The 17797-nt window shown below is 63.5% G+C and carries 12 protein-coding genes; all 12 read right to left on the reverse strand.

Features of this window, described 5'->3' with window-relative positions:
- Positions 1 to 126 precede the first annotated feature (126 nt).
- Positions 127 to 786: a methionine ABC transporter permease gene (locus HOY34_RS01190; RefSeq protein WP_172359650.1), complete on the reverse strand. Its 660-nt coding sequence runs from the start codon at positions 784 to 786 to the stop codon at positions 127 to 129.
- Positions 787 to 805: 19 nt separating this feature from the next.
- Positions 806 to 1900, reverse strand: a complete 1095-nt coding sequence (locus HOY34_RS01195; RefSeq protein WP_172359472.1) for a methionine ABC transporter ATP-binding protein — start codon at positions 1898 to 1900, stop codon at positions 806 to 808.
- Between the two features lie 107 nt (positions 1901 to 2007).
- A complete protein-coding gene (locus HOY34_RS01200; RefSeq protein WP_172359473.1) occupies positions 2008 to 2817 on the reverse strand; it encodes a MetQ/NlpA family ABC transporter substrate-binding protein in 810 nt (269 codons plus the stop codon).
- 376 nt (positions 2818 to 3193) lie between these two features.
- Positions 3194 to 6217: an Rne/Rng family ribonuclease gene (locus HOY34_RS01205; RefSeq protein ID WP_172359474.1), complete on the reverse strand. Its 3024-nt coding sequence runs from the start codon at positions 6215 to 6217 to the stop codon at positions 3194 to 3196.
- A 462-nt stretch (positions 6218 to 6679) separates the two neighbouring features.
- Complete coding sequence (locus HOY34_RS01210) at positions 6680 to 7801, reverse strand: hypothetical protein (protein ID WP_172359475.1); 1122 nt, start codon at positions 7799 to 7801, stop codon at positions 6680 to 6682.
- Positions 7802 to 7903: 102 nt separating this feature from the next.
- Complete coding sequence (locus HOY34_RS01215) at positions 7904 to 9232, reverse strand: sigma-54-dependent transcriptional regulator (RefSeq protein ID WP_172359476.1); 1329 nt, start codon at positions 9230 to 9232, stop codon at positions 7904 to 7906.
- A gap of 8 nt (positions 9233 to 9240) precedes the next feature.
- Positions 9241 to 10992, reverse strand: a complete 1752-nt coding sequence (locus HOY34_RS01220; RefSeq protein ID WP_253944116.1) for a sensor histidine kinase — start codon at positions 10990 to 10992, stop codon at positions 9241 to 9243.
- A gap of 70 nt (positions 10993 to 11062) precedes the next feature.
- Entirely contained in the window at positions 11063 to 11731 is a 669-nt protein-coding gene (gene purQ / locus HOY34_RS01225; protein ID WP_172359478.1) for a phosphoribosylformylglycinamidine synthase subunit PurQ, read from the reverse strand.
- Positions 11732 to 11869: 138 nt separating this feature from the next.
- Complete coding sequence (gene recN / locus HOY34_RS01230; protein WP_172359479.1) at positions 11870 to 13525, reverse strand: DNA repair protein RecN; 1656 nt, start codon at positions 13523 to 13525, stop codon at positions 11870 to 11872.
- A gap of 64 nt (positions 13526 to 13589) precedes the next feature.
- On the reverse strand, positions 13590 to 14444 hold the full coding sequence (locus HOY34_RS01235; protein WP_172359480.1) for an outer membrane protein assembly factor BamD: 855 nt from the start codon (positions 14442 to 14444) through the stop codon (positions 13590 to 13592).
- Positions 14445 to 14691: 247 nt separating this feature from the next.
- The gene (gene lpxC / locus HOY34_RS01240; RefSeq protein ID WP_172359481.1) at positions 14692 to 15636 is read right to left on the reverse strand and encodes a UDP-3-O-acyl-N-acetylglucosamine deacetylase; all 945 of its coding nucleotides are present in this window, start codon (positions 15634 to 15636) and stop codon (positions 14692 to 14694) included.
- A gap of 275 nt (positions 15637 to 15911) precedes the next feature.
- Entirely contained in the window at positions 15912 to 17675 is a 1764-nt protein-coding gene (gene ftsZ, locus HOY34_RS01245; RefSeq protein ID WP_172359482.1) for a cell division protein FtsZ, read from the reverse strand.
- Positions 17676 to 17797 lie beyond the last annotated feature (122 nt).

The following is a 17797-nucleotide window of genomic DNA, read 5'->3' on the forward strand; positions in this document are numbered from 1 at the left end:
CCTTATGCCGCAGCCTTATGCCGCAGAGTCTTGATGCAGACGCCCGCTGTGGCACCCGGCATCCCAGGTGCCGCAGCAAGAATGACATCAGCCCTGACGATGATCGATGTGCCGTGCCAAGCCGCATCACCCCTGACGATGGTCGATGCGCCGTGCCAGCGCATCTCCGGCCCATTGCATGATTGAGACCATCACGATCAGGATCACCACCACCGCCACCATGATCGTCGTCTCAAAGCGCTGATGGCCATAGCGGATCGCAATATCGCCAAGGCCCCCTGCGCCCACCGCGCCCGCCATGGCCGAGGCCCCGATCAGCGTCACCATCGTGACCGTGAAGCCAGAGACAAGGCCCGGCAGCGCCTCTGGCACCAGCACCTCACGCAGAATCGTCATCCGCGTGGCGCCCATTGCGCGGGCGGCGTCGATCAGCGCCCGGTCAACCTCACGCAGTGAGACCTCGGCCACCCGCGCATAATATGGCGCCGCCGCCAGCGTCAGCGGCACGATCGCCGCCGTCACCCCGATGGCGGTGCCGACCAGCCAGCGCGTCAGTGGAATAGCCGCCACCAGCAGGATGATAAACGGCACCGAGCGCAGCGCATTCACCACCCAGCCAAGGCTTCGATTGACCAGAAGGTTCTGGAAAATCCCGCCTTTGTCGGTGGTTACCAGCACCAGGGCCAGCGGCAGACCGATCACGAAAGACAAAGCCCCCGAGGCGGCGGTCATATAGATCGTCTCCCACAGCCCCTTCAGCAGCAGGTCGAACATCGGCCGGGTCATCGCCCAGCCCAGCAGGGTATCAAACATTTGCTGGGACATAGCCAAGCACCTCGATTGCCGTGGTTTGTGGTTTCAGTTGCGCCGCGACAGCCGCGACATGGGCGGGATCGCTGCTGCCCAGCCCCAGGAACAGCCGGCCATAGGGCTCTCCCTGCACATCGTTCAGGCCGCCATGCAACAGCCGCGCCGGATGCCCGGTGATCGCCTCGATCTGCGCCAGCAGCGGCCTGCGGGCATCGGGGCCATAGACATCAACCCGGATCAGCGCCTGATCACCCTGCCCCGGCTGAGGCCGGATCAGCGCCAGAAGATCCCCCGGCAACACCGGGGAAAGCCCACGCAGCAGGCTGCGCGTCGTTTCGGTCTGCGGGCTGGCCAGCACGCGGGCGACCGGGCCCTCTTCGACGATGCGGCCCGCGTCCAGCACCAGCACGCGATGGGCGATCTGGCGGACCACCTCCATCTCATGGGTGATCATCAGGATCGTCACATCCAGCTGGCGGTTCACATCCTTCAAAAGCGCCAGGATCGACTGCGTGGTCTCAGGATCAAGCGCCGAGGTCGCCTCATCCGACAAAAGCAAAAGCGGCTTTGGCGCCAGCGCCCGCGCAATGCCGATGCGCTGCTTCTGGCCGCCCGAAAGCTGCGCCGGATAGGCCGCCGCCTTATCGGCGAGGCCAACCAGATCAAGCAGCTCCATCACCCGACGCATACGTTCGGGCCGGGGCATGCCCGCGATTTTCAGTGGCAGCGCCACATTATCCGCAACCGTTTTGGCCGATAACAGATTGAAATGCTGGAAGATCATGCCGATGCGCCGCCGCACCGGGTTCAGCGCCTGCTCCGACAGCTGCGAGATATCGGTGCCGTCGATCACCACGCGGCCCCCCTGCGGCCGGTCAAGCCCGTTCAGGCAGCGGATCAGCGTCGACTTCCCCGCACCAGAGCGCCCGATCAGGCCGACAATCTCTCCCCGCCCCAGCTGCAACGAGATATCGTCCAGCGCCGGACGGTCTGAAAAACGCCGGGTCACATTTTCCAGCTGCACGACCGGGCGGTCTGCCCCCGTTGCGGCTCCGGTCCCTGCATCCATCTGGTGATCTGTCTCAGCCATCGGCCGTTCCTTCAATCAGTCAGGTCTTTCCATCGGTCAGACCCTTCAATCAGTCAGGGCGCCCGGAAAGCTCCGGGCGCCCTGATCCGTATTCCTTATACCCAAACTTACCAGGCGGGAACCGCCGAGCCCTTATAGGCATCCGCATAGGCCGCTTTCACAGCGTCGGTCTGGAAGGCCTCGCGCAGTTTGCCAACCCATTCGGCGTCTTTATCGGCGGTGCGGACCGCAATGAAGTTGGTATAGGGGTTGTTCACGCCCGATTCCTCGGCAATGCGGCTGTCGAGCAGCTCTGCCTTGGCGGCCCAGTCGGTATTGACGACGGCGGCGTCGAGATCGTCAATCGCCCGGCCCACAACGCCAGCGTCCAGCTCGCGCAGGTCGAGGTTTTTCGGGTTCTCGGTCACGTCGATCACGGTCGCGAGGATCCCTGCGTCAGGATTGACCTTGATCAGGCCCAGCTGCTCCAGCACTTTCAGCGCGCGCCCGCCGTTTGAGGGGTCATTCGGCACGCCGACGACAGCGCCCTCGGGCAGCTCTTCCAGCGACTTGTGCTTTTTGGAATAGACACCGATCGGGAAGATCGCAGTGTCGATCACCGGGGTGATCTCATATTTATGCGCCTCGATCTGCGCCTCAAGGTAGGGCAGATGCTGGAAGGCATTGGCGTCGATTTCATTGCGGGCCAGCGCTTCATTGGGCTGGGTGTAATCGTTGAAGATCACGGTCGAAATGTCGAGGCCCAGCGGCTTTGCCTGCTCGGCGACCACGGCCCAGACGACTTCGTCCTCGCCACCCATGATGCCGACTTTCAGTGCGGCATTTTCAGCGAAGGCAGCCGCCGAGAAAGCGGGGGCCAGCAGGGCCGTCGCAGCAAGGGTCAGCGCCGCGCGGCGCGAAAGGGAAAAGAATGACATAGTATCAGCCTCGGAATATTTGACACGGCGCCCAAAGCCCGCCGCGAGCTGAGAGGAATATCCTTCCTGCACAAAAAAGGTGCAAGCTATAAACGGGGAACAAAGTTTTGATATAAGTCGGCGCGAGCAAACAGGATATCCGAATTGGGCCGAATGGCAGAAGTTTTCGTCAGGACACCGAAGAAGCTGTGATGCCCTGGGCGAATCCCCCCGGCCCGGCACATCTGACCATCTGGCGGTTTGCCATGCCCAGGGCGCGGATCGGTCACAGGCCCGGCGGGTCATCGGGGCCGCCTGCGCCTTTGGACTTACGTTCTTTTCCAAATGAAAAAGGGGGCCAGGAAGGCCCCCTTTTGTCCCATATTTTCGGACCCGATCAGCGGTTTTGTGACCACCAGCCTTTGCGGCGCGGACGATCATCATCCGCCGGATCCTCTGTGGGTTCCGAAGCCACGGTCTCAGCCGCGACGGCGGGGGCCTGCCCTGTCAGGGCTTCGGCTACAGGGGCTTCGGCTACAGGGGCCTCAACTTTCGGAGCCTCTGCAACAGGCGCGGCGGCAACCGTTTCGACAGGCTCCGCTGCGGGCGCATCATCAGCCGGAACGACCTCTGCCTTTTTCGCACGCGATCCGCGACCCGTCGCCTTTTCCGCCGCAGGTTTCGCAGCGGCTTTGGCACCCGATGCCCGGCTGCGGCTTGCCTTTTTGGGCGCAGCCTCTGCCGTATCCGCAGCCGTATCCGCCACGGCCTCAGCTGTCGCAGCTTCATCTGCGGGGGATGCATCCGCCGCCTCTGTCACGGCCTCTGCAGACGCCGCCCGAGCCGATTTCGCACGGCTGCGACGTGGTTTTGCCGCAGGTGTCGCAGCTGCTGGATCAGCCTCTGGCACCGCCGCTTCATCTGCGGCACCGGCTGCTGCCTCGGCAGGCACAGCCTGATCGGCAGCACCTGCCTCCGCCGCAGCGACCTCAGCCGCAACCACCTCGGCCGCCGCTTTCGCAGTTGCCGACTTCGAGCGCGAGCGTGAGCGCGATCTCGACTTCGCCACCGGCGCAGCCTCTGCCACCTCTTGCTGGGTGGCAGCTGCGGCGTCACTTACATCCTGCCCCTCGGCAGACTGCTCGCCAGCGTCGCCCGCATCATCTTCATCCGCCTCGTCAGAGCCGGCCTCAGCACCCTCAGCGGCACCATCCTGGCCATCACGCCCGCCACGACGACGACGACGACGACGACGCTTTTTCTTGTTGCCACCCTCGCCCGCGGCATCATCCTTGCCCTCGGCCGTAGTGGTGACTGCCGCCTCTTCATCGGCGGCTTCTTCCTCTTCCAGCGCCTCGTCGATGAGGTCTTCATCTTCCTCCTCGACCAGATCGCCCATCAGCCCGGCATGACCCGAGATGACCTGGCTCGGCTCTGGCAGAGCACGGGTCGCGGTCTTGAACTTCTCCAGCTCATAATCGGGCGAGACCATATGCGGGTCCGCCTCCATCCGCACGGCCATGCCGTAACGGGCCTCGATCAGAGCGATATGTTCGCGCTTATGGTTGAACAGGTAGTTAACAATCGAGATCGGCGCCTTCAGCAGCACCTCTTTCGAGCGTTTGCGCGTGCCCTCTTCCTCCAGCGCGCGCAGGATGGTCAGCGCCATGCTGTCATCCGAGCGGATCAGCCCGGTGCCATGGCAATGCGGGCAAGGCTGGGTGGTCGATTCCAGCATACCCGGACGCAGCCGCTGGCGCGACATTTCCATCAGGCCAAAGCCGGAAATCCGGCCCACCTGGATCCGCGCACGGTCGGTTTTCAGCCGGTCTTTCAGACGCTTCTCGACCGAGGCGTTATTCCTGCGCTCTTCCATGTCGATGAAGTCGATCACGATCAGCCCGGCCAGATCGCGCAGACGCAGCTGGCGGGCGACCTCGTCACAGGCCTCAAGGTTGGTCTTGAGCGCGGTGTCCTCGATCGAGCCCTCTTTCGTCGCCCGGCCCGAGTTCACGTCGATCGCGACCAGCGCCTCGGTGATGCCGATGACGATATAGCCGCCCGATTTCAGCTGTACGACCGGGTTGAACATGCCGCCCAGATAGCTTTCGACCTGGTAGCGGGCGAAAAGCGGCATCGGCTCGTCGTAGCGCTTCACCTGTTTGGCATGCGCGGGCATGATCATGCGCATGAAGTCTTTGGCGGAACGGTAGCCCGCCTCGCCCTCGACCAGCACCTCGTCGATCTCGCGCGAGTAGAGGTCGCGGATCGTGCGCTTGATCAGATCGCCTTCCTCATAGATCGCGGCAGGCGCGACCGAGCGCAGCGTCAGATCGCGGATCTGTTCCCAAAGCCGCATGAGGTATTCGTAATCGCGCCGGATTTCCGGCTTGGTCCGCTTGGCGCCCGCAGTGCGGATGATCAGGCCTGCGCCTTCCGGCACCTCCAGCTCGCCCGCGATTTCCTTCAGCTTCTTACGGTCGGCGGCCTGGGTGATCTTGCGCGAGATGCCACCGCCACGCGCGGTGTTCGGCATCAGCACGCAGTAGCGGCCCGCCAGCGACAGATAGGTGGTCAGCGCCGCGCCCTTGTTGCCACGCTCTTCCTTGACGACCTGGACCAGCATGATCTGCCGGACCTTGATCACTTCCTGGATCTTGTATTTGCGCAGGCGCTGGCGGCGCGGGGCGGCGATCTCTTCCGAGACATCCTCTTCGGCGATGGTCTCGATCTCATCGGCGCTGGCAGAGCCGTGATGGTCATGGCCCGCGTGATCTTCGTGATCGCCAGCCTCATCCGCCTCGGCATTTTCTTCGGCCTCCGCTTCGGGCGCAGCCTCAGCTGCCTCTTCAGCAGGCGCTGCGGCCTCTGCGGCGCTGTCGGCGACCTCAGCAACGGCCCCGACCGTATCAACCGCCTCAGCCACAGCTTCTTCGGGAAGCTCTGCGGCGACGACCGCGACCGCCTCTTCGCCCTCATCGGCAGAGAGGTCGATCACATCCATTTCGCTGTGCGCGGCAGCCTCACCCGCAACCGGGGCAGAGACGCTGGGATCGGCGGGCGCGCGCTCGGCCCGGGGCGCCGGTTTGCGGCGACGCGAGCGGCGGTTTTCCTCTTCCTCTTCCTCACGCGCCAGCGCGCGTTCCTCGGCCAGCAGGGCCTGACGGTCAGCGACCGGGATCTGGTAGTAATCCGGATGGATCTCGGCGAAAGCCAGGAAGCCGTGGCGATTGCCGCCATAATCCACAAAGGCCGCCTGCAGCGAGGGTTCGACCCGCGTCACCTTGGCGAGGTAGATATTCCCCGCCAGCTGGCGCTTGTTTATTGTTTCAAAGTCAAATTCTTCGACCTTGTTTCCGTCCACCACGACAACCCGGGTCTCTTCGGGATGGGTGGCGTCGATAAGCATCTTCTTAGCCATGTTTGTCCATTGCGCCCCGCAGGCACAAAGGCCCCCGGTGGCCCTGAAACAGGGCCGGGGGGCAGATCATACGGTTCGGGGCGGCTTGTCTGAGCGCGGGCGGCGGGCGCAAACGGGCTCAGCCGGCCGCAAGGGCCGGTATCGCCAATCGTTTCACTGCTCACGCGCCTCATCGCGGTTACGTCCTGGGGGTTCAGGCCCCCGCCTTTCTGGCCCTGCGGGCGCCTCACAAAGGAGACGCTGGCCCGCCGGGCAATGTGCACAGCCTTGCGGCCGATCCGGCTCCCGGTCAGGGGCGGCGCGACAGATCCGCACCATGCCCACAGAAGGGGAGAGAATTTCTTTGACCGTTACAAAACGGCCATAGTCGTCAACCTACGATCAAAGACGGGTAAAGAGCAACGGAAATCTCTTGCCCCCCGCGATCAGGCGCAGCCGCCGCCAGTGCTGCGGCTTTTGCCATCAGCGCCAGGCGGGGTCTGGATCTGACCAGACGTAGTCGTCAAAATAGCAGTCTGACGTCGCCAGCCCGTCAGGGCGCTGGCAGATCGCATCCCGAAACCGCTGGGCCATGGGATGGGCCACGCTTCTGTCGAGAAGCCCATTTTCCCCCAGGATCAGGGGGATGCGCAGATAGCCGGCACCGCTGTACACCTCAAGCAGATCGGGCTGCAGCCTTGCGAAATCGGGATCACCTGCCGCAGGGAAAGCGCCAAGTGCCAGCCGCAGCGTCGCAGACCCGGGGATCGCAGCCAGCTCTGATGAGCGCCGCCAGAGATCCTGGGCGGTAAAAGGTTCGTCCCGCATGCCCCAGACCGATCCGACCATCACCAGATAATCGACATTCGCGGCAAATCTTTCACGCTCGGCCTTTGTCAGGGCCTGGCGGGCCAGCCCGCCTGCCTCGACAAAATACCAGTATTCCAGATGCTGCGCCGCCAGATGGGCGGCGCTTTCGGTCAGGACGGGCGCCTCGCCCCCGGCTGGTGCCGAAACTGGGGCTGTAGCTGTAGCTGGGGCCGGGGCTGGGGCTGGCCCAAGCGCGGCCTCAATCCCCCCCGGCGCGGGCGTCAGCGGTGGCTGATTTAGCCAGCTGTAACTGGCGGCGCGGGGATCATCGGCGATCACAAGGGCGATGATGCCACGCGGATGCGCCCCCTCGATCACCGCCTTGCAAAGTGTGTCACAGCTCAGCGTGGTATTGATCAGCAAGGGAACCCGGGTGGCCAGATTTGGCGGCTCGCCCATGATCTCGGCCCGTGACACCCACCAGTCGCGGGCGCGGGCGGTGATCTCAGTGACCAGCGGAAGGCCGACCACGACCAACGCCGCCCCCAGCAAGAGGATCTTTGCCGACCGCCATTTGCGCAGGATCACCAGCACCAGCAGCGCGATCAGCGCGACCAGATAGGCCAAAGCCACCAGGATCAGCAGCCCGAGCCCGCTGTAGCAGCCATTGCCCAGACATTCCGCTGCGGCAGGCTGGCTTTGAACAAGGGTCGCTGCCAGCCCGGCTGAGAAGGCCAGGGTCAGACGGGCAAGCAGACGGGAAAGCAGGCGGTGAAACAGGCGGGGGAAACGCATCACAAACCTCTGGCACGCCGCTGGCATTGCGGGACAAGGTATCTTCACCCCGGCCGCAGCCTGTGGCAAGCGCCCGCAATGCGCCCCCGCTGATGCGCCCCGTTACACGTAGTCTGAGCGCTGCAGGTTATACTTCGCCATCTTCTCGTTCAGCGTCCGGCGCGGCAGGCACAGTTCCTCCATCACCGCAACGATGCTGCCCTTATGGCGGCGCATCGTATTGTCGATCAGCATCCGCTCGAATGCCTCGACATATTCTTTCAGCGGCTTGCCCTCGGTCGTCATGGCGGGGCCGGAGGCCTCATTATCAGCCATCAGCAGGGACGCGATCGAGCCGGTGCCACGGCGGTTTTGCAAGACCGCGCGTTCAGCGATATTGACCAGCTGGCGCACATTGCCGGGCCAGGGGGCCTGCAACAGCTGCGCGGCCTCTTGCGCGGTGACCTGGGGGGCGTCGCAACCGTATTCTTCCGAGAATTGCTCTGACAGCCGGGTGAAAAGCTGCAGGATATCCTCGCCCCGCGCGCGCAGGGGCGGCAGCACGATGGTCATCGCGCCAAGGCGGTAGAAAAGATCGGGGCGCAGCGATTGCTCCAGCGTCAGGTCCTGGGCCTGCTGGTTGCGAATGGCGATGATCCGCGTCTCGGGCGGCAGGCCCTGGTCGTTGATAAAGGTCAGAAGGCGGGCCTGCAGACCCTGGCTGAGCGCCTCGATGTCTTCCAGCAAAAGCGTGCCGCCACGGGCCTCTTCCACCAGCGGGATCGCGCCATCCTCGCCGGGGCCGAAAAGCTTCGCCGAAAGCTGATCCTCGGACCAGGCCGCGCAAGAGACCGAGACGAATTTCTTCGACGCCCGCGGCCCCACCGCATGCAGTGCATGGGCCACCAGCGTCTTGCCGGTTCCGGTCTCGCCGTCGATCAGAACGTGTGAATCCGCCTGACCGAGGTCGAGAATATCCTCGCGCAGCCGCTCCATCGCGGGGGAGGTTCCGACCAGTTTCGACATGATGGTGCTGCCGTCCGACAGTTCCTTGCGCAGCGCCCGGCTGTCCAGCGTCATCCGCCGCGCATTGGTGGCCTTTTTCGCCAGCTCCGTCATCCGGTCAGGGTTGAAGGGCTTTTCCAGGAAATCGAAGGCGCCGACACGCATCGCCTCAACCGCCATCGGCACATCACCGTGGCCGGTGATCATGATCACCGGCAGGCCGGAATCAAGGCTCATCAGCTTTTTCAGAAACGCCATCCCATCCATGCCGGGCATCTTGATATCCGAGACAACCACGCCGGAAAAATCGGCGCCGATCCCCTTCAGCGCATCCTCGGCCGAAGGATAGGTCTCGGTTTCAAAGCCCGAAAGCGCCAGCCACTGGCTGATCGAGGCGCGCATATCCGCCTCATCATCGACGATCGCCACTTTCATCGCGCGTGCCATATCTGACCTCATTCTGCTGCTTGTCTTGCGTCGCCAAGGATCGGAAGCTGCATCTCAAAGACCGCGCCTCCCGTCTCACCTTCCCCGGCTTCGCCATTATGGGCGGTCAGACGACCCCCCAGATCGGTTACAATCCCCGAAGAGATCGCAAGGCCAAGCCCCACGCCCTCACCGGGTTTTTTCGTCGTGTAGAAGGGCTCGAAAAGGTTATCGAGGTCGATAATCCCCGGCCCATTGTCGCGCACCGTCAGGGTCGCCGTCTCGCCCGCGGCGAGAAGCAGCTCGATCTGCGGCTTTTCCACATCGCGCAGCGCATCCAGCGCATTGCGCAAAAGGTTGATGATCACCTGTTCCAGCCGGATGCGATCAGCCATGACCATCACCGGCTGGCGCGGCATGCCCCGCACGATCTTGACGACCCGGCTTTTCAGCTGCGGCTCCATCATCGCCAGCGCGGAAGATACGCAGGCCCGCAGATCGACAGGCTCGAAGGCCTCGCCGCCTTTGCGCGCATAAGATTTCAGCTGCCTGGTGATCGAGCCCATGCGGTCAATCAGATCGTCGATCCGCTGGAACGAGGACAGCGCCTCTTCGGGGCGTTTCCTCTGCAACAACAGCCGCGCCCCCGCGAGATAGGTTTTCATCGCCGCCAGCGGCTGGTTCAGCTCATGGCTGACGGCGGCAGACATCTCACCCAGCACGGCCAGTTTCGAGGATTGCTCCAGCGTTTGCTCGGCCACCTGCAGGTTCGCCTCGACCTTTTCGCGCTCGGCAATCTCGCGCTGAAGGCGCACGTTCAGCGCCCGCAGCTCTGCCGATTCACGCTGTAAAGACAGCGATCTGGACCAGGCCCTGCGCGTCAGGAAGTAAAACGCGATGGTCATCAGGATCGCAAAGCCCATGATCTCAAGGGCCAGGATCCCGTTCACCTTTTCGCGGACCTGGGTGTAATCGGTGAAAGTGACGATGCGCCAGCCGCGAAACGGGATCCGCGCCTCGGTTTTCATCACCGGCACATCCTGCAGGACGGCATCAGGGCGCGGGCGGGCCCAGTCGGCGACACCCTCGACAAAGGTTTCAAAGGCATTGGCGGGCGGCGCACCGGCCATCGCCTCATTCAGCGCCCTGCCCCGCCAGCTGGGCACCGTGGTCAGGATCACCGTGCCCTCGGAATTGGTGACCACCACCGCGTCATTCAGCCCCGACCAGGCGCGTTCATATTTCAGCAGATCGACCGAGACGACGATAACGCCCAGCACCTTGCCGTCAGAGCGGATCGCCCGACTATAGCTGAAATCATAGCCGCCCGAATCGCGGGGGCTGGCGGTGAAGATCGTCTCATTGGTGCGCTGCGCATCGACGAAATACCCCTCCTGCCGGAAGCTGGAGCCAAGGATATTGCGATTCGTAGCCCCCACCACCCGGCCGCTGATATCCAGCAGCCGGATCGAGGCCACGCCGATTTCGGCCTGCAGCGCGATCAGCTTGGCCGAGGTGCGGGAGAAATTGCCCTCTTTCAGCGCGAGGATCAGATCAGGGTCACGCGACAAAAGCAGCGGCACCACCGAGGTCCGCTGCAACTCTGACACGAGGTTGCCGGAATAAAGCGCCAGCCGCACGTCGGATCGGTTGCGGTTCGAATCGGTAAAGCGCTCGGTCAGCCAGCGGTTCGAGACCAGCATGACACCAATCGCCACCACAACCAGAAGCGCAATAATCACCTTGACCTGCCAGGGCATACCCTGCGGTTTTTCGGTCATGGAAGAGGCATCGGCGCGTGACATGCGGCTAAGGTAATGGGCGCGGCGATGCCCCTCAAGGCAAGGTGCCTCAGGCCAGCGCCAACCCGCCCATCAGCGAGGCAAAGAGCGCAGCCCCGTCTTTTGAGCCGTGCAGCGGCTCGAAAGCGCGCTCGGGGTGCGGCATCATCCCCAGCACCCGGCGGTTTTCAGAAAGCACCCCGGCAATATCGCCCATCGAGCCATTGGGGTTCTCGCCATAGGTGAAGGCGATGCGATCCTCGGCCTGCAGGCGCGCAAGCGTTTCGGCATCGGTGGTATAATTGCCGTCGTGATGGGCAATCGGCACCCGGATTTCATCGCCTTTGGCATAGTTTGCGGTAAAGGCAGACTGGGTGGTGGCCACTTTCAGGGTGACCGTGCGGCAGATATATTTCAGCCCGCTGTTGCGCATCAGAACGCCGGGCAAAAGACGCATCTCAGTCAGGATCTGGAAGCCATTGCAGATGCCGATCGCATAGCCGCCACGTTCGGTATGCGCCTTGACCGCCCCCACGATGGGGGACTGGGCGGCGATGGCACCGCAGCGCAGGTAATCGCCGTAGGAAAAGCCGCCAGGCACGCCGACAACATCGGTGCCTGCGGGCAATTCGCTGTCCTTATGCCACACGCGGGTGACCTGAAAGCCTGCCTTTTCAAAGGCTACGGCAAGGTCACGGTCGCAGTTCGAGCCGGGAAAGGTGATGACGGCGGCTTTCATGGGCGCTCTCCGGGATGCGGGCCTGAATCGGGGCGGGATGCAGATCAGGATGAAGGATGGGCCCCTCTTACTGCAAGCCGCGCCCCAGTGCCAGATGCCAGGTGCCAGTTGTAAAATGCCAGATGTGCAGCAGCGGGATCAGGCGCTGATCAGACTGCGGGCCGCCTCGCGGGCGGCATCCGAGATGGTATCGCCGGAAATCATCCGCGCGATTTCCTCGACGCGCTCGGGTTCAGACAGCGCGACCACGGTTGAAAGCGTGACATCACCCTCCACCCGCTTTTCGACCCGCCAGTGGTGGCGGCCGAGGGCTGCGACCTGGGGCGAGTGCGTCACGACCAGCACCTGGGCCTCGACCGCCAGATCGCGCAGCCTGCGCCCGACGGCATCCGCCGTGGCCCCGCCGACGCCGCGGTCGATCTCATCAAAGATCATCGTCAGGCCGGTGCCGCCGCCGGTCAGGCAAACCTTCAGCGCCAGCAAAAAGCGCGACAGCTCGCCGCCAGAAGCGATTTTGTTCAAAGGCCCGGGGGGCGCACCGGGATTGGTTGCGACGGTGAAGGTCACCTGATCCTGGCCGTCGGGGCCCGGATCGCCCCTGGTGATTACGGTGCGAAAAACCGCCCGCTCCATCCTGAGGGGCGCAAGCTCGGCGGCCATCGCGGCATCGAGCCGCTCGCCCGCCCGCTGCCGCAGGCCCGTGATCCGCTCGGCCTCAAGAGACCAGGCCTGATCAGCCGCGGCAACGGCCGCCGCCAGACGGCCAAGCCCCGCCTCGCCCGCATCCAGCGCCTCAAGCCTTGCGCTGAGGCTGGCGGTATAGGCGGCCAGATCATCGGGCGAGACGCCGTGTTTTCGCGCAGCCGCCCGGATCGCAAAGAGGCGTTCTTCGGTGCTTTCCAGCGCGGCGGGGTCGAAATCGAGCGCATGCAGCGCCGTCTCAATGCCCGATTGCGCCTCAGAAAGTTCGATCATCGCCCGGGAAAGCGCGGAGAGGGGCTCATTCAGGCGGCCTTCGGCCTTATCGGCGGCGCCTTCCAGCCAGCGGCTGGCATCGCGCATCCGGCCCTCGGCCCCATCTTCAGAAAGGGCCGCCAGCGCCTTTGCGACATCCTCGCGGATGCGACCTGCCGCCTGCATCAGCCGCCGTTTCGCATCAAGCGCCGCCTCTTCGCCCGCCTCGGGGGCGAGGCGCTCCAGCTCACCCACGGCGTGACGCAGGAAATCTTCCTCGGTTTTGGCGCGGGCGATCTGTTCTTCGGCGGCGCTGAGTGCCTCACGGGCCTGCCGCCGCGCAGTCCAGAGATCGCGCAGGGGCGCAAGGTCGAAGGCCCCGAACAGATCCAGCAAAGTACGATGGCCGCGCGGGTTCAGAAGGCCGCGATCATCATGCTGACCGTGCAATTCCACCAGCGTTTCCGAGAGGTTGCGCAGCACCTCGGTTGAGACGCGGCGGTCATTGGCCCAGGCCTGACGCCGCCCGTCGGGATGGGCGACACGGCGCAGGATCAGCTCTCCGCCGGCATCGTCGCCGATTTCGACCCCGGCCTCTTCCAGGATCGCCGCCGCCGGATGGCCGGGGGGCAGCGCGAATACCGCCGCCACCTCGCCTTTGGCTGCGCCCTGGCGCACCAGGTCTGCCCGCCCTTTCCAGCCCAGCACCATGCCAAGCGCATCAAGCAGGATCGACTTGCCCGCCCCGGTCTCTCCGGTCAGCACATTCAGCCCCTCGCCCAATTCAAGCGAGAGCTGGTCAATGATCAGAATATCGCGGATTTCAAGCGAGATCAGCATAGGTATTTCCGGCCTCAGCGCAGAGACAAGCCGGGCATGGGGCATCTGCCCCAGCCCTGCCCTCTTACAGCCATTCGCCCCGCACCATCTGGCGATAGGCCTTCGACAGCCAGCTGTCACCTTTGACCTCGGGCGAAAGTCCTTTGCCTTTCAACAGGTTGAAACCTTCCTGGTAGAAGGGCGAGGACTGGTAGTTATAGCCCAGGATCGCGCCTGCGGTCTGGGCCTCGGCCTCAAAGCCAAGCGCCAGATAGCATTCGATCAGACGGTAAAGCGCCTCGGCAGTATGGGTGGTGGTCTGATAATCCTGCACAACCGTGCGGAAGCGGTTCAGCGCCGCCGTGTAGTGCCGTTTTTTCAGATAGTAGCGCCCGATCTCCATTTCCTTTGCCGCGAGATGGTCAAAGGCGAGATCGAATTTCATGATCGCCGAGGTGGTATATTCGCTGTCGGGATATTGCTCGATCACTTCGCGCAGCGCTACAAGCGCCTGGAAAGTCAGGCCCTGGTCGCGGCCAACATCCTCGATCTGGTCGTAATAGCTCAGCGCCATCAGATAGGCGGCATAGGGCGCATCTTCGTCATCGGGGTAGAAATCGATGAAACGCTGCGCCGCGGCGCGGGCCTCTTCGTATTTCTTCGTCTTGTGATTAACGAAAGCCTGCATGATCAGGGCGCGGCGGGCAAATTCCGAATAGGGATAAAGCCGCTCAACCTCCTGGAAATACATCAGCGAGTCGCCTGCGCGACGGGCGGTTTCCAGCTCTAACTCGCCCTTGCGATAGATCTCTTCTGCGGTCAGCGCCTCAAGCGCCTCTGTCTTGGAGGGCTTACCGCCACCGCCGCAGGCCGAAAGCGCGACCGTCAGCAGCAATGCCGCACCGATCCGCAATTGCCGCGCGTTTTGCCCCGGTATCATTTTCCCCGGTGTCTTTTGCCGCGGTGCCTTGCCTGCCATATTCCGCTTACCCAAACCTGACTTCCTTGCCCGGACCTGCCTGGAGGCCGATGGGGCCCTCCCCAAAGACCTGCCGATGGCCCGTTCTTACGGGGCGCATCCTGGCGATTTGCCCTGTCCTAGCACAGAAAAATCGGCTGCGCAAAATGCCTTTATTCGCCTTTGCGCAGCCGTAACTTCATGAAACGCCTGAATTCAGCGTATAGCTTCAGGCAGCACGCCGTCTGGACGAGGGCAGGTCCCCCATATGCACACCGATTCCAGGCAGCTTCCCGCCGATCCGCGACGAGCTTTCCTCGATACGGAAGTTCTCAGGATCGGCAAACAGCGCCCGCAGCAGGCGGTTCGTCATCGCATGCCCGGCGCGGATGCCGGTATAGAGGCCAAGAATCGGCCCGCCTGCCAGCGACAGATCGCCAACCGCGTCCAGCATCTTGTGGCGCACCGGCTCGTCCTCGTGGCGCAGACCGCCGGGCGAGACGACACGATCGCCGTCAAAGACCACCGCATTGTCCAGCGTGCCGCCAAGGGCCAGACCACGCTCGCGCATGGCATCGACATCGGACTGGCGGCAGAAGGTGCGGCTATCGGACAGTTCGCGCACGAAAGCGCCGTTCGACATCCGCAGATGACGTTCCTGGGTGCCGATTGCGGCCTCTGCAAACTCGATACGGAAGTCGATTTCCAGCATATCGGCGGGCTCAAGGCGGGCGACGGCCTCGCCCTCGCGCACCTCGACAGGACGCAACACGCGGACGGTGCGGATGCCTGCCTGCTGCGCCTTAAGGCCAGCTGCCAGGAAAGACTGGACGAAGGGTTCGGCCGAGCCGTCAAGGATCGGCACTTCGCCGCCATCAATCTCGATCAGCGCATTGTGGATCGCACAGCCAGCCAGGGCTGCGGTCAGGTGTTCAATCGTTGAGACCGAAACGCCATCGGCATTTTCGACCACCGTGCACAGGCGAGACGGCGTCACTGCCGACCAGATGGCCGGCACATCGGCGCGACGGCCGCTGCCATCGGCAAGAATGTCAGTACGGCGAAACCAGATGCCGTGATTGGCCGGGGCCGGCCGCACCGTCATGCGGACAGACTCGCCGGTGTGGAGGCCCACCCCCACAAAGCTGACTGCGGTATTCAGTGTGTTCTGCACCCTGGTGCCTCTTTCGTTTCCGGTGGTCTGACTGATCAGTCTGGCTGTCAGCCTGCCGTTCCGGCTTTGCTCTTTTCGCTCAGAGAGAAGGTCTCCCCTGCGTCGTTAAGAGTAGTTAGTAAAAGGTAACGCCAACCACAATTCACCTTTTGCAACGGTTTGTGACACCCGGTGTCACAAATGCAACCACTTGTTTTAAAAAGAAAAAAGGAGCGATAAATCGCTCCCTTTGTCGTCTTTGTTTCTGCCCGTTTGGTTCGGTTTGCCCGATTAACTCAGTTCGCCTGCCTTCTGAGGAAGGCCGGGATCTCGATCTTGTCCTGCTCATTGCCACCTTCGGCCTCATCATCATAAGAGGTGACGGGCGGCTGCTGACGATGCGACTGCGCGGGGCTGCGCTCAGCCTGGGCGCCACCCTCAAGATGGCCCGCCATACGGTTGATCAGCGAACCGATCCCGAAGCGCGGACGACCTGCGGCCTGGGGCTCTGGCTGGGCTGCAGCCTGGGGCTGAGGCGCGGTTTTGGGGTTCTTTTGCACAGCGGTGGCCAGACGGGCCAGGGCCGCCGGGCTGGGCTGACCGGGCACATGCGGGCGCGGGGCCACGAAAGAGCCAGCCTCTGCCTCAAGCGAAGGCGAACGGGGCGCTGCGACCTGGGGCTGCGGTGCGGCCGGGCGCGGACGATAGACCGGCGGCGGGACTTCGGCAGCATTGCCGTGATCCTCGGCCTCATAGCGCGGGGCGAAAGCGCCACCATGGCTGTTGTCGCCTGCACCGAAAAGATCATCCGCACGCGGACGCGGCGCGGCCGGAGCAGCCTGCTGCGGTGCGGGCTGATAAGCCGGGGCCTGTGCTGCAGGAGCCTGCGCGACCGGGGCCGGAGCCGGAGCCGGCTGAGCGGGGGCCGGTTGCGCCGGAGCAGCATAGGTTGGCTGCGGGGCCTGCGCCGCTGCGGGCACAAAAGCCACTTCGGGCACGTCGCTATGGGCGTCATGCTGCGCGGTCGGCTGCAGTTGCAGCGGCTGTGCGATCGGGCGACGCGCGATCGGCTGCTCAGGCTTTGACTGAACCGCCGCATCGATGCCGGTGGCAACGACAGAAACGCGGATGCGGCCTTCCATCGTATTGTCCAGCGTGGAACCGACGATGATATTCGCCTCGGGATCAACCTTTTCGCGGATGATATTCGCGGCCTCGTCCAGCTCGAACAGGGTCAGGTCGTGACCGCCGGTGATCGAGATCAGCACGCCTTTGGCGCCATTGAGGCTGATTTCATCCAGCAGCGGGTTGGCAATCGCCTTCTCAGCGGCCTGGACGGCGCGATCTTCGCCATCAGCCTCGCCCGTGCCCATCATGGCTTTACCCATCTCATCCATCACCGAACGGACATCGGCGAAGTCGAGGTTGATGATGCCCGGGCGAACCATCAGATCGGTCACCCCTTTGACGCCCTGGTAAAGCACGTCATCGGCCATTGCAAAGGCTTCGGTAAAGGTGGTGCGGTCATTGGCCAGACGGAAGAGGTTCTGGTTCGGAATGATGATCAGCGTATCGACCACCTTCTGCAGCGCCTCGATCCCCTCTTCGGCCTGGCGCATACGCTTGCCGCCCTCAAACGAGAAGGGCTTGGTCACCACGCCAACCGTCAGCACGCCCAGCTCACGCGCGGCCTGCGCGATGATCGGCGCGGCCCCGGTGCCGGTACCACCGCCCATCCCGGCGGTGATAAAGCACATATGCGCGCCCGCCAGATGGTCGACAATCTCTTCGATGGTTTCTTCGGCAGCAGCAGCGCCGATGGCCGGACGGGCCCCTGCCCCCAGACCCTCGGTCACTTTCAGACCCATCTGGATCCGGGCATGCGCCATGGACTGCTGCAGCGCCTGGGCATCGGTATTCGCAACCACGAATTCCACGCCATCAAGCTCTTTTTCGATCATGTTATTGACCGCGTTGCCGCCCGCGCCGCCCACACCAAAGACGGTGATGCGCGGCTTCAGCTCTTCACGCTGGTTCGCCATCGTCAGATTGAGTGCCATGGTTCCGCCTGTCCGTTTCTTGTATGCCAATCGTCAAGGTTATTACCCGCAAACCTTAACAAGGCGTTTTCTGAAGTATATTTACTGCTCCGGGCGCCCCCGGAATGCCGTTTTCTCGGTTG

This window comes from Pseudogemmobacter hezensis (genome assembly GCF_013155295.1).
Taxonomy (GTDB): Bacteria; Pseudomonadota; Alphaproteobacteria; order Rhodobacterales; family Rhodobacteraceae; genus Pseudogemmobacter; species Pseudogemmobacter hezensis.

What these genes read in the sequence shown, in the direction of transcription:
- HOY34_RS01200 (WP_172359473.1), bottom strand. Translation starts at nt 2,817, where the DNA reads ATGTCATTCTTTTCCCTTTCGCGCCGCGCGGCGCTGACCCTTGCTGCG.
- recN (WP_172359479.1), bottom strand. Translation starts at nt 13,525, where the DNA reads ATGCTGATCTCGCTTGAAATCCGCGATATTCTGATCATTGACCAGCTC.
- HOY34_RS01195 (WP_172359472.1), bottom strand. Translation starts at nt 1,900, where the DNA reads ATGGCTGAGACAGATCACCAGATGGATGCAGGGACCGGAGCCGCAACG.
- HOY34_RS01190 (WP_172359650.1), bottom strand. Translation starts at nt 786, where the DNA reads ATGACCCGGCCGATGTTCGACCTGCTGCTGAAGGGGCTGTGGGAGACG.
- HOY34_RS01205 (WP_172359474.1), bottom strand. Translation starts at nt 6,217, where the DNA reads ATGGCTAAGAAGATGCTTATCGACGCCACCCATCCCGAAGAGACCCGG.
- HOY34_RS01220 (WP_253944116.1), bottom strand. Translation starts at nt 10,992, where the DNA reads ATGACCGAAAAACCGCAGGGTATGCCCTGGCAGGTCAAGGTGATTATT.
- HOY34_RS01215 (WP_172359476.1), bottom strand. Translation starts at nt 9,232, where the DNA reads ATGGCACGCGCGATGAAAGTGGCGATCGTCGATGATGAGGCGGATATG.
- purQ (WP_172359478.1), bottom strand. Translation starts at nt 11,731, where the DNA reads ATGAAAGCCGCCGTCATCACCTTTCCCGGCTCGAACTGCGACCGTGAC.
- ftsZ (WP_172359482.1), bottom strand. Translation starts at nt 17,675, where the DNA reads ATGGCACTCAATCTGACGATGGCGAACCAGCGTGAAGAGCTGAAGCCG.
- HOY34_RS01210 (WP_172359475.1), bottom strand. Translation starts at nt 7,801, where the DNA reads ATGCGTTTCCCCCGCCTGTTTCACCGCCTGCTTTCCCGTCTGCTTGCC.
- HOY34_RS01235 (WP_172359480.1), bottom strand. Translation starts at nt 14,444, where the DNA reads ATGATACCGGGGCAAAACGCGCGGCAATTGCGGATCGGTGCGGCATTG.